Genomic DNA, 12,309 nt, shown 5'->3' with positions numbered 1-12,309 from the left:
TGGAGCCTGCGCAAGGTTGCCCGAAGGCATGAAGCCAACGATAGTCAGGACGTATTTTTGAACACAGCGTTAATTGTCCCAAGCCAACGGCGCCTTGCCGCCGTGGCGGTGGAATCCAGCCACGAACTCAGCGTGGGTAAACCGTGAGCGTTTCTCTAAGCCGTCTCGAGCGTCAGCTCGGTTACACCTTCAAGGACCAGGACCTGATGCTCCTGGCCCTCACTCACCGCAGTTTTGCCGGGCGCAATAACGAACGCCTGGAATTCCTCGGTGATGCCATCCTCAACTTCGTGGCCGGCGAGGCGCTGTTCGAGCGTTTCCCGCTGGCCCGCGAAGGCCAGTTGTCGCGTTTGCGCGCACGACTGGTAAAAGGTGAGACCCTGGCCGTATTGGCCCGTGGTTTCGACCTGGGCGACTATCTGCGCCTGGGCTCCGGTGAGTTGAAAAGCGGCGGTTTCCGTCGCGAGTCGATCCTGGCCGATGCCCTGGAAGCGTTGATTGGCGCGATCTACCTGGATGCGGGCATGGAAATGGCGCGCGAACGCGTGCTGGCCTGGCTGACCTCCGAGATCGACAGCCTCACGCTGGTGGACACCAACAAGGACCCCAAGACCCGTTTGCAGGAATTCCTGCAATCACGCAGTTGCGAGTTGCCGCGCTACGAAGTCGTGGATATCCAGGGTGAGCCGCATTGCCGTACCTTCTTCGTTGAATGCGAAGTTGTCCTATTGAACGAAAAAAGCCGGGGTCAGGGTGTGAGTCGTCGTATTGCCGAACAGGTAGCGGCCGCCGCAGCACTGATTGCCCTGGGTGTGGAGAATGGCAATGACTGATACAACCGTCACCCGCTGCGGCTACGTCGCCATTGTCGGTCGGCCGAACGTGGGCAAGTCCACGTTGCTGAACCACATCCTGGGCCAGAAGCTGGCGATCACCTCGCGCAAGCCCCAGACCACCCGCCACAACATGCTGGGCATCAAGACCGAAGGCGCCGTGCAGGCGATCTACGTCGACACCCCTGGCATGCACAAGGGCGGCGAAAAGGCCCTGAACCGCTACATGAACAAGACCGCCTCGGCGGCGTTGAAAGACGTCGACGTGGTGATCTTCGTGGTTGACCGCACCAAGTGGACCGAAGAAGACCAGATGGTCCTCGAGCGCGTCCAGTACGTGACCGGTCCCTTGATCGTGGCGCTGAACAAGACCGATCGCATCGAAGACAAGGCTGAACTGATGCCGCACCTGACCTGGTTGCAGGAACAGTTGCCGAACGCCCAGATCATCCCGATCTCTGCCCAGCACGGCCATAACCTCGACGCGCTGGAGCGGGTGATTGCCGAACACCTGCCGGAAAACGATCATTTCTTCCCCGAAGACCAGATCACCGACCGCAGCAGCCGTTTCCTCGCCGCCGAGCTGGTGCGCGAGAAAATCATGCGCCAGATGGGTGCCGAGCTGCCGTACCAGATCACGGTCGAGATCGAAGAGTTCAAGCAACAGGGCAAGACCCTGCACATCCATGCGTTGATCCTCGTCGAACGTGACGGCCAGAAGAAAATCATCATTGGCGACAAGGGCGAGCGCATCAAGCGCATCGGCACCGAGGCGCGCAAGGACATGGAGCTGCTGTTCGACTCCAAGATCATGCTCAACCTGTGGGTCAAGGTGAAGGGCGGCTGGTCCGACGACGAGCGGGCGTTGCGTTCGTTGGGTTACGGCGACCTGTAAAGCGTCCAGCGGTACACCACCGACCTTGTGGGAGCGGGCTTGCTCGCGAAGGCGGTGTGTCAGTCAACGATGATGTCGACTGACACACCGCCTTCGCGAGCAAGCCCGCTCCCACATTGGTTTCGGGTTGTTTATAAATTGTGCTCCGTCAGTGAGACTTCGTTTCCATGCCCCCAACCCAACCCACCGGCCAATCCGCCTACGTCCTCCACAGCCGCGCCTACCGCGAAAGCAGCGCCCTGGTGGACTTCCTCACGCCGCAAGGGCGGTTGCGGGCGGTATTGCGTGGGGCGCGGGGCAAGGCCGGGACGCTGGCGCGGCCGTTCGTGCCGCTGGAAGTCGAGTTCCGGGGCCGGGGCGAGTTGAAAAATGTCGGGCGCATGGAAAGCAATGGCGTCGCCGCGTGGCTCAACGGTGAGGCGCTGTTCAGCGGCTTGTACCTCAATGAGCTGCTGATCCGCCTGCTGCCGGCCGAAGATCCCCACCCGGCTGTCTTCGACCACTACGCCGCCACCCTGCTGGCCCTGGCCGAAGGCCGTCCGCTGGAGCCGCTGCTGCGCTCCTTCGAATGGCGGCTGCTGGATGACCTGGGCTATGGCTTCGCCCTGAACACTGACCTGCACGGCGAGCCCATCGCCGCCGATGGCCTGTACCGCTTGCAAGTGGATGCCGGCCTGGAGCAGGTCTACCTGCTGCAACCGGGGCTGTTCAACGGGGCCGAGCTGCTGGCCATGGCCGAGGCCGACTGGAGTGCGCCGGGCGCCTTGTCGGCGGCCAAGCGGCTGATGCGCCAGGCGCTGGCCGTGCATCTGGGCGGGCGGCCACTGGTCAGTCGCGAGCTGTTTCGCAAGCCCTGATCAACCCGTATGCTGTGGGCCGACTATTCGTCCATTCAGGAGCCTTTTCGTGAGCACCAGCAATCGCATTCTTCTCGGCGTGAACATCGACCATGTCGCCACCCTGCGCCAGGCCCGCGGTACGCGTTACCCGGATCCGGTCAAGGCCGCACTGGACGCGGAAGAGGCGGGTGCCGACGGCATCACCGTGCACCTGCGTGAAGACCGTCGCCACATCCAGGAGCGTGACGTGCTGCTGCTCAAGGATGTGCTGCAAACCCGCATGAACTTCGAAATGGGCGTGACCGAAGAAATGATGGCGTTCGCCGAGCTCATCCGCCCGGCGCACATCTGCCTGGTGCCGGAGACTCGCCAGGAGCTGACCACCGAAGGCGGCCTCGACGTAGCCGGGCAGGAGGCGCGGATCAGCCTGGCGGTGGAACGCCTGTCGAAGATTGGCGCCGAGGTATCGCTGTTCATTGATGCCGACGAACGGCAGATCGAGGCGTCCAAGCGTGTTGGCGCGCCGGCCATCGAACTGCACACCGGCCGTTACGCCGATGCTGAGACGCCCACTGATGTGGCCGATGAGCTGCAGCGAGTCGCTGATGGCGTCGCCTTCGGCCTGGCCCAGGGCCTGATCGTCAACGCCGGCCATGGCCTGCACTACCACAACGTCGAAGCCGTCGCGGCCATCAAGGGCATCAACGAGCTGAACATCGGCCACGCGCTGGTGGCCCATGCGTTGTTCGTCGGGTTCAAGTCGGCTGTGTCGGAAATGAAAGCGCTGATCCTGGCTGCCGCCAAACCCTGACCCTGCCACCACACCCTGCGGAAGGTAGCCTGTGAGAGCTAGCCTGTGGGAGCAAAGCTTGCTCGCGATAGCGGACTGACAGTCAAACCGCTATCGCGAGCAAGCTTTGCTCCCACAGGCACCACATTAAGGAGTGTTTGCTCCCACAGGTCCGCTACCACATTAAGGGTTGTGTACGGCTGTTATAGCTGCGGGGATTCCTGGTTAGGCTTGCTCTTGTCGACACCCGGCACATGCAGGTTGCCCTCGGCCACCTGGTTGCCTTCGAGCTGCGGTTGCGTGACCCAGGTCAGGATGTCGTAGTAGCGACGGATGTTCGCCACGAAATGCACTGGCTCGCCGCCCCGGGCGTAGCCGTAGCGGGTCTTGCTGTACCACTGTTTCTGCGACAGGCGCGGCAGGATCTTCTTCACATCCAGCCACTTGTTCGGGTTCAGCCCTTCCTTGGCCGCCAGTTTGCGGGCGTCGTCCAGGTGACCGCTGCCCACGTTATAGGCGGCGAGGGCGAACCAGGTGCGGTCGGGCTCCTCGATGCTTTCGTCCAACTGCTCCTTCATGTAGGCCAGGTACTTGGCGCCGCCCATGATGCTTTGCTTCGGATCCAGGCGGTTGGATACGCCCATGGCCTGGGCGGTGTTCTGGGTCAGCATCATCAGGCCGCGCACGCCAGTCTTGGAGGTGACCGTCGGTTGCCACAGCGATTCCTGGTAGCCGATCGCGGCCAGCAGGCGCCAGTCGACTTTCTCTTTCTTGGCGTAGGCCTTGAAATGTTGTTCGTATTTGGGCAGTCGTTGCTGCAAGTGTTGGGCGAACGTGGTGGCGCCCATGTAGCCAAGGACGTCAACGTGCCCGTAATAACGGTCTTTGAGGCGCTGCAAGGTGCCGTTCTTCTGCACCTTGTCCAGGTAGCTGTTGATCTCGTTGAGCAGGCTGTTGTCCTCGCCAGGGGCAACCGCCCAACTCTGGCTGCGGGCATCGCCCAGGTCGAACGCCACGCGCACGTTGGGGAAGTACACCTGGTTCATCGCCACTTCGTTGGAATCCACCAGCGTCAGGTCGATCTGGCCCTCGTCGACCATGCGCAGCAGGTCGACCACTTCAACCGCGTCGGACTCTTCGTACTCGATGCCTGGATACTGCTGTTTCAGTTGGGCCAGTTGTTCAGCGTGGGTGCTGCCCTTGAGCACCATGATCTTCTTGCCCGCCAGGGCCGCCGCGTCGGTGGGGCGTGATTGGCCGTTGCGGTAGATGATTTGCGGGGTGACTTCCAGGTAGGAGCGGGAAAACCGCACCTGCTTCTTGCGCTGCTCGCTGCTGACAAGGCCCGCCGCCGCGAGTACCGGACCGTTGGGCTTGCCGATCTGGTTGAACAGATCGTCGAGGTTGTCGGCGGTCTCGATCTTCAGCTCCACGCCCAAATCGTCGGCGAAGCGCTTCACCAGCTCGTATTCGAAGCCGGTTTCACCATTGCGATCCTGGAAGTAGGTGGCAGGGCTGTTTCGGGTAACCACCCGCAGCACGCCATCCTCCTTTACGCGCTCCAGTGTGTTGGGTTTCTCAACACAACCACCGAGCACCAGGAAGAGTCCGGTTGCGATCAGCCATCTGGCATATCGCGGACGCAAAGCCGTTGGGGAAAACATCTGCGCAGTATACGCAAACGGCCCCTACCGCCATATCTCGACAGCAAAAGGCCAGTCTGCTAGCCATTGCAAAACATGTCCGCAGCACCAGCCGGCCGGGGCGCGCAGGGCTTTGCGTCGCTGAAAAATAACTCTGCGAAAACCTTGGTGCGGGTGTCCAATACCGCCGTGCGCGCAAAGACCGACATTCGGCCAGCATCGCGCGTGCCGTTTCGGGTGCCGTTGCCGGCGGTTTAGGCTAGAATGCACGGCCTCAAAGCACACCCCTTCCCGAGGCTGTCCCGAAGATGTTGATCCTGCGCGGCGCTCCTGCCCTTTCTGCCTTTCGCCACAGCAAACTCCTTGAGCAACTGAGCCAGAAGGTTCCGGCTGTCAGTGGCTTGTATGCTGAATTCGCTCACTTCGCCGAAGTCACCGGCGGTTTGACCGGCGACGAACAGCAGGTGCTTGCGCGCCTTCTGAAGTACGGTCCCAGTGTTCCTGTCCAGGAGCCGGCCGGTCGCCTGTTCCTGGTACTGCCGCGTTTCGGCACCATTTCGCCGTGGTCGAGCAAGGCCAGCGACATCGCCCGCAACTGCGGCCTGGCGAAAATCCAGCGCCTGGAGCGCGGTATTGCCTTTTATGTCGCCGGTGAGTTCAGCGAGGCCGAGGCCCAACTGATCGCCGAAGGCCTGCATGACCGCATGACCCAGGTCGTCCTGGGCAACCTGGAGCAGGCCGCCGGCCTCTTCAGCCACGCCGAACCCAAGCCACTGACCGCTATCGACGTACTGGGCGGCGGCCGTGCCGCGCTGGAAAAAGCCAACGTCGAGCTGGGCCTGGCCCTGGCCGAAGACGAGATCGATTACCTGGTCAACGCCTTCCAGGGCTTGAAGCGCAACCCCCACGACATCGAACTGATGATGTTCGCCCAGGCCAACTCCGAGCACTGCCGCCACAAGATCTTCAACGCCAGTTGGGACATTGACGGCCAGGACCAGGAAAAAAGCCTGTTCGGCATGATCAAGAACACCTATCAGATGCACAATGAAGGTGTGCTGTCGGCTTATAAGGACAACGCGGCGGTGATCGTCGGTAGCGTTGCCGGTCGTTTCTACCCGAACCCTGAGACCCGCCAGTACGGTGCGGTCCAGGAGCCGGTGCACATCCTCATGAAGGTCGAGACCCACAACCACCCGACCGCGATTGCCCCGTTCCCGGGCGCGTCCACCGGTTCCGGTGGCGAGATCCGTGACGAAGGCGCCACCGGGCGCGGCGCCAAGCCCAAGGCCGGCCTGACCGGCTTCACCGTGTCGAACCTGCAGATCCCGGGCTTTGAACAGCCGTGGGAAAAGCCGTACGGCAAGCCTGAGCGCATCGTCAACGCCCTCGACATCATGATCGAAGGCCCCCTGGGGGGCGCGGCGTTCAACAACGAATTCGGCCGTCCGGCCCTGACCGGCTACTTCCGTACCTTCGAACAGTCCATCACCACCCCGCGTGGTGAGGAAGTCCGTGGTTACCACAAGCCGATCATGTTGGCTGGCGGCATGGGCAACATCCGCGCCGAACACGTGCAGAAAGGCGAGATCCTGGTCGGCTCCAAGCTGATCGTCCTCGGTGGCCCGGCCATGCTCATCGGCCTGGGTGGCGGTGCCGCTTCCTCCATGGCCACCGGCACCAGCTCGGCGGACCTGGACTTCGCCTCGGTCCAGCGGGAAAACCCGGAAATGGAACGCCGTTGCCAGGAAGTCATCGACCGTTGCTGGCAGTTGGGTGAACACAACCCCATCAGCTTCATTCACGACGTCGGCGCGGGCGGCCTGTCCAACGCCTTCCCGGAACTGGTCAACGACGGTGGCCGTGGTGGCCGCTTCGAACTGCGCAACATTCCGAACGACGAGCCGGGCATGGCCCCGCACGAAATCTGGAGCAACGAATCCCAGGAGCGTTACGTCCTGGCGGTCGGTCCGGCCGACTTCGAACGTTTCCAGGCCATTTGCGAGCGCGAGCGCTGCCCGTTTGCGGTAGTGGGTGAAGCCACCGCCGAGCCGCAACTGACCGTCACCGACAGCCATTTCGGCAACAGCCCGGTGGACATGCCGCTGGAAGTGCTGCTGGGCAAGGCCCCGCGCATGCACCGCTCGGCCGTTCGCGAAGCCGAGCTGGGCGACGATTTCGATCCGTCGACACTCGATGTCGCCGAGTCCATCGAGCGCGTGTTGCATCACCCGGCCGTGGCGAGCAAGAGCTTTCTGATCACCATCGGCGACCGCACCATCACCGGCCTCGTGGCCCGTGACCAGATGGTTGGCCCGTGGCAGGTGCCGGTGGCTGACGTTGCCGTGACCGCCACCAGCTTCGACGTCTACACCGGTGAAGCCATGGCGATGGGCGAGCGCACGCCGCTGGCACTGCTGGACGCCCCGGCGTCGGGCCGCATGGCGATCGGCGAGACCCTGACCAACATCGCGGCTTCGCGTATCGGCAAGATTTCCGACATCAAGCTGTCGGCCAACTGGATGTCCGCCGCCGGTCACCCGGGTGAAGACGCCCGTCTGTACGACACCGTCAAGGCGGTCGGCATGGAGCTGTGCCCTGAGCTGGGCATCACCATTCCGGTGGGCAAGGACTCGATGTCCATGGCCACGCGCTGGAACGACGAAGGCGTGGACAAGAGCGTGACCTCGCCGCTGTCGCTGATCGTGACGGGTTTCGCCCCGGTCACCGACATCCGCCAGACCCTGACCCCGCAACTGCGCATGGACAAGGGCACCACCGACCTGATCCTGATCGACCTGGGCCGTGGCCAGAACCGCATGGGCGCCTCGATCCTGGCCCAGGTGCATGGCAAGCTCGGTTCGCAAGCACCGGACGTCGACGATGCCGAAGACCTGAAAGCGTTCTTCGCCGTCATCCAGGGCCTCAACGCCGACGGTCACCTGCTGGCTTACCACGACCGTTCCGACGGCGGTTTGCTGACCACTGTGGTGGAAATGGCCTTCGCCGGCCATTGTGGCCTGAGCTTGACCCTCGACAGCGTTGCCGAGTCCACCGCCGAAATCCCGGCCATCCTGTTCAACGAAGAGTTGGGCGCGGTGATCCAGGTTCGCCAGGACGCCACCCCGGACATCCTCGCCCAGTTCAGCGCAGCCGGCCTGGCCGACTGCGTCTCGGTGATCGGCCAGCCGATCAACAACGCCCACATCAACATCACCTTCAACGGCGACACCGTCTTCGAAGGCCAGCGCAGCCTGTTGCAGCGCCAGTGGGCGCAAACCAGCTACCAGATCCAGCGCCTGCGCGACAACGCCGACTGCGCCGAGCAGGAATTCGACGCGCTGCTGGAAGAAGACAACCCGGGCCTGAGCGCCAAGCTCAGCTACGACGTCAACGAAAACGTGGCCGCGCCCTACATCAAGAAAGGCATTCGCCCACAAGTGGCGGTCCTGCGCGAGCAGGGCGTCAACGGCCAGGTGGAGATGGCGGCAGCGTTCGACCGCGCCGGCTTCAACGCGATCGACGTGCACATGAGCGACATCCTCGCCGGTCGTGTCGACCTGAACGACTTCAAGGGCATGGTCGCTTGTGGCGGTTTCTCCTACGGTGACGTGTTGGGTGCCGGTGAAGGCTGGGCCAAGTCGGCGCTGTTCAACAGCCGCGCCCGCGATGCGTTTCAGGGCTTCTTCGAACGCACCGACAGCTTCACCCTCGGCGTGTGCAACGGTTGCCAGATGATGTCCAACCTGCACGAGCTGATCCCGGGCAGCGAGTTCTGGCCGCACTTCGTGCGTAACCGTTCCGAGCAGTTCGAAGCCCGCGTGGCGATGGTCCAGGTGCAGGAGTCGAACTCGATCTTCCTGCAAGGCATGGCCGGTTCGCGCATGCCGATCGCCATCGCCCACGGCGAAGGCCACGCGGAATTCGAAAGCGAAGAAGCGCTGCTCGAAGCCGACTTGTCCGGTTGCGTGTCGCTGCGTTTTGTCGACAACCACGGCAAGGTCACCGAAACCTACCCGGCCAACCCGAACGGCTCGCCGCGCGGGATCACCGGCCTGACCAGCCGCGACGGCCGCGTCACGATCATGATGCCGCACCCGGAGCGTGTGTTCCGCGCGGTGCAGAACTCGTGGCGTTCGGACGACTGGAACGAAGACGCGCCATGGATGCGCATGTTCCGCAACGCGCGCGTCTGGGTGAACTAAGGCGGTGTACAAGCTCTGCTTCTTCGTCCCGGCCAGCCATCTGGACGTGGTCAAAAGCGCCGTATTCGCTGCCGGTGGCGGGCGAATCGGCGACTATGACCACTGTGCCTGGCAAGTGTTGGGCCTGGGCCAGTTTCGCCCGTTGGACGGCAGCCAGCCGTTCATTGGTGAGGCGGGGCAGGTTGAGCAGGTCGAGGAATGGAAGGTGGAGCTTGTCGTTGCTGATGAGTTGATTCGTGCGGTGGTGGAGGTTTTGAAACTCAGCCATCCCTATGAGACGCCGGCGTATGAGGTGTGGCGGTTGGAGGATTTTTGATCTTCTCCGCTTAAATGAAAAACCCGCTGATTGGATCAGCGGGTTTTTTATTGGGTGTGGGTTTTGTGTGTATATCCGTTGCTGCGGTCACGGCTGCTTAGGGTTCCGCTCTTACAGCGGGTCACTTTTGGAAGAGCCGGGAGCCGGACCAGCCAAAAGTAACCAAAAGCGCATTGCCCCACCACTCGGTGCCTCGCTTAGGCTCGGCATGCCCTCACTCCGGCATTGCTCCGTGGGCCCACTGCGCAATGCCTGCGTTCGGCCATCGTGGTTAACGGGGCGCCCGAGATCAACGTCCACCGCGAGGCGGCCTAACAGCCGACCTGGTTCTCTCGGTCGTACACCTGTCAGATCTGTGGGAGCAAAGCTTGCTCGCGATGGCGGTGGTTCAGTCACATGGATGTTGGGCTGCAGGCCTCTTCGCGAGCAAGCCCGCTCCCACAGTGGTTCTGTGTTGGGCATAAATTTTGTGTTCACTGGAGATTAAATGTGGGAGCGAGCCTGCTCGCGATGGCGGTGGTTCAGTCACATGGATGTTGGGCTGCTGGCCTCATCGCGAGCAAGCTCGCTCCCACAGGAGAAACGCGGTCCCACCAAGAACCAGGTCGGCTACTAGGCCGCCTCGCGGTGGACGTTGATCTCGGGCGCCCCATTAACCACGCTGGCCGAACGCAGGCATTGTGGAGTGGGCATCCCGGCATGGATGCCGGGATAGCCGCGCTGGGCCATGGATGGCCCTTCGCGGCGGGCCCACGGAGCAATGCCGGAGTGAGGGCACACCGAGCCTAGGCGAGGTGCCGAGTGGTGGGGCAAAAGCGCTTTGGTTACTTTCGCGCTTTTCGAAAGTGACCCGCTGTAAGAGCGGAACCCTATGCAGCCGTGACCGCAGCAACGGATATGTACCCAATTCAATCCAAAAAAATCCTATCTGGAATTTTGTCTGAAACATCTCTGATCAGATGGCTGGTCTGTCAGACGCACCGAAGTTTCCGACATGTTTTTAAGGTTGTCCCTCGGAAGGTAGGGCTCTAGCCTTTGGGTGTCGCTGCCAGTTCAGCGACCGGGTTTGACCGTCCGAAAAAAATCAAGGGGCAACAAGCCCGGACGTTTTGTCCTGGGCTCCATTAATTTAAAGGAGCTTCAATTGAAAAATAATTCTGACATGCCAAAACCCACCTCCACCTTCCCCTACGGCGACTACGCCCCCGAAAAGCTGAAAGAAGCCGCCGACCGCGCGATGGATCATTACCTCAAGCCTGACGACAGCGAACCAGAACCCAAACCCTCGGTGCAGTTGTTCAGCGTATCGGACAACGTTGACACCGAAACCTTGCTAGCCAACCTCAGCGAAACCCTGGCCTCGGCCAATGCGGTGCTTAGCGACCTCCTGTTTGACTTGGACGGTTCGCGGCGGCATGTGGCGTTGGGGGTGGCGCAGATGATCGAGCTGGGAACGTTGTTGGCGAACAAAGCCTTGGACCGGGTAGAGCTTCGGACTTGATGCCATAAGTGCCGGCCCCATCGTCGGATCGCCGCCCGGAGCAAGCTCGCTCCCACAGTGGTTAGTGGCGTTCACAACACCATTGTGGGAGTTAGCATTAGCCAGCCTGCACTGCGAAAACTATTGATGGCGGTTTTCGAGGCGGCAAGCTTCTTTTTCGATGCCAATGCACTCGACCGGTTCGCCCACGCCTTTCTCGAAACGGCGGGCGTTCATCAACAGGCCTCCCTTGATACCGCCGATGAACGCGAAGGCGCCTTCGCGTGCGCCGGTGTTACGCCCTGATAGATCCACTGCCACGCTGTTGGGTCTGACTTCATATACCCATCCACCGTTTTGTGCTTCCACGACAGCCCAGACCTTGGCTTCGCTATAGTCGCGAAATGCCACAACGACCGATTGAATGTAGGGGGACTCCGGCTGGCTGGCCCATCTGAGAATGGGTGGCAGCGAGCTCCTGCCCCGTAACCCTTGGGCAAGCGCAGCCGCCCCCTGTACTGGATTGATTGTCTGGGAACCGACCGCCCAGAGGGACTCTTTGCTTTTTACCCACGCCAGACCTTCTGGAGGCGTGATCCGGCTCCATTCTATGCTGACCGCCGCGACCTCCAGTGGGCTTTCATGGCCGGTCGGCTCGCGGTAGTTCTGGTTCGCTTCACAATCGGCAAGGTTGTCTTTCTTGCATGCTTGCCTGATGAACTCGCGCTTGACTCCCCCCGGAAAGCTGATTTCCTGCTCGCTGACAGCTCCACCAGATGCATCCTGGTCAATACCATGAGGGGCTTTGATCTCATACACCCATTCCTTGGCGAAGCGCTGGGCGAGCCCCTGATCGCGGGTTGTGCTGCTGTAGACTGATTTCCCTGCCCCAGCTCCGTGGCTCCACCAGTCATACATCCACTCGGGTATGGGGAAGCCTGCGGCTTTGGGTAAGATCCCGTCTTGGAAGGCCCCGAGTCCCTGATCCGTAGTGTCTCCTCGATAGAGCGTGCCCATGTCGGTACGCCAATGCAACGATGGCTTGGTATCGCGGATCGGCACGCTCGAATCCGCCGCGACCTGAAGCCAGGCGGTATACCACGGCTCCTCTTTTCCATCGGCCCCCCACGCGTCGGAGCCCGGTTGCCACACACCCGTCAACGCCACCACCGCAACCGCTGTCGTCCGTATAAAACTGTTATGAGTTGTCATGATTTGATGTCTCATCTGGAGCAGGTGAAGCCCTGTCGAATCACATACGTCATGACTACCTATGCTTCGACGTGACACGTCTCACTTTGGATTCTG

At 61.7% G+C, this 12,309-nt stretch carries 9 protein-coding genes; 7 read left to right on the top strand and 2 right to left on the bottom strand.

Features of this window, described 5'->3' with window-relative positions; genetic code table 11:
- Positions 1-143 precede the first annotated feature (143 nt).
- From rnc to pdxJ, 4 genes are all read left to right on the top strand, one after another.
- Positions 144-833: a ribonuclease III gene (rnc, locus tag AD662_RS22970; protein WP_003205268.1), complete on the top strand. Its 690-nt coding sequence runs from the start codon at positions 144-146 to the stop codon at positions 831-833.
- On the top strand, positions 826-1,728 hold the full coding sequence (gene era / locus AD662_RS22965; RefSeq protein ID WP_003205264.1) for a GTPase Era: 903 nt from the start codon (positions 826-828) through the stop codon (positions 1,726-1,728). The genes rnc and era overlap by 8 nt, the downstream gene beginning before the upstream one ends.
- A gap of 167 nt (positions 1,729-1,895) precedes the next feature.
- Complete coding sequence (recO, locus tag AD662_RS22960; RefSeq protein WP_003205262.1) at positions 1,896-2,585, top strand: DNA repair protein RecO; 690 nt, start codon at positions 1,896-1,898, stop codon at positions 2,583-2,585.
- 49 nt (positions 2,586-2,634) lie between these two features.
- Positions 2,635-3,378: a pyridoxine 5'-phosphate synthase gene (gene pdxJ, locus AD662_RS22955; protein WP_018603362.1), complete on the top strand. Its 744-nt coding sequence runs from the start codon at positions 2,635-2,637 to the stop codon at positions 3,376-3,378.
- Positions 3,379-3,560: 182 nt separating this feature from the next.
- On the opposite strand, the gene mltF is transcribed toward pdxJ, so the two are convergent.
- Positions 3,561-5,021, bottom strand: a complete 1,461-nt coding sequence (gene mltF, locus AD662_RS22950) for a membrane-bound lytic murein transglycosylase MltF (RefSeq protein WP_024619749.1) — start codon at positions 5,019-5,021, stop codon at positions 3,561-3,563.
- Between the two features lie 287 nt (positions 5,022-5,308).
- On the opposite strand from mltF, the gene purL reads away from it, so the two are divergent.
- The 3 genes from purL (at position 5,309) to AD662_RS22935 (ending at position 11,022) form a co-directional block, all read left to right on the top strand.
- Positions 5,309-9,205: a phosphoribosylformylglycinamidine synthase gene (gene purL, locus AD662_RS22945; RefSeq protein WP_018603358.1), complete on the top strand. Its 3,897-nt coding sequence runs from the start codon at positions 5,309-5,311 to the stop codon at positions 9,203-9,205.
- Between the two features lie 4 nt (positions 9,206-9,209).
- Complete coding sequence (locus tag AD662_RS22940; RefSeq protein WP_014340002.1) at positions 9,210-9,521, top strand: YqfO family protein; 312 nt, start codon at positions 9,210-9,212, stop codon at positions 9,519-9,521.
- 1,162 nt (positions 9,522-10,683) lie between these two features.
- Entirely contained in the window at positions 10,684-11,022 is a 339-nt protein-coding gene (locus tag AD662_RS22935) for a DUF6124 family protein (RefSeq protein WP_053189797.1), read from the top strand.
- 120 nt (positions 11,023-11,142) lie between these two features.
- Here AD662_RS22935 and AD662_RS22930 read toward each other — a convergent pair whose 3' ends face one another.
- Positions 11,143-12,213, bottom strand: coding sequence for a scabin-related ADP-ribosyltransferase (locus AD662_RS22930; RefSeq protein ID WP_053189796.1), 1,071 nt, complete (start codon positions 12,211-12,213; stop codon positions 11,143-11,145).
- Between the last annotated feature and the right edge of the window lie 96 nt (positions 12,214-12,309).

It is taken from the genome of Pseudomonas kilonensis (assembly GCF_001269885.1).
GTDB classification, from domain to species: Bacteria; Pseudomonadota; Gammaproteobacteria; order Pseudomonadales; family Pseudomonadaceae; genus Aquipseudomonas; species Aquipseudomonas kilonensis.
Note: the sequence above shows the minus strand (reverse complement) of the source record. Positions and strands in the feature narration are given on the sequence as shown.

What these genes read in the sequence shown, in the direction of transcription:
- era (WP_003205264.1), top strand. Translation starts at nt 826, where the DNA reads ATGACTGATACAACCGTCACCCGCTGCGGCTACGTCGCCATTGTCGGT.
- recO (WP_003205262.1), top strand. Translation starts at nt 1,896, where the DNA reads ATGCCCCCAACCCAACCCACCGGCCAATCCGCCTACGTCCTCCACAGC.
- mltF (WP_024619749.1), bottom strand. Translation starts at nt 5,021, where the DNA reads ATGTTTTCCCCAACGGCTTTGCGTCCGCGATATGCCAGATGGCTGATC.
- purL (WP_018603358.1), top strand. Translation starts at nt 5,309, where the DNA reads ATGTTGATCCTGCGCGGCGCTCCTGCCCTTTCTGCCTTTCGCCACAGC.
- AD662_RS22935 (WP_053189797.1), top strand. Translation starts at nt 10,684, where the DNA reads ATGCCAAAACCCACCTCCACCTTCCCCTACGGCGACTACGCCCCCGAA.
- AD662_RS22930 (WP_053189796.1), bottom strand. Translation starts at nt 12,213, where the DNA reads ATGACAACTCATAACAGTTTTATACGGACGACAGCGGTTGCGGTGGTG.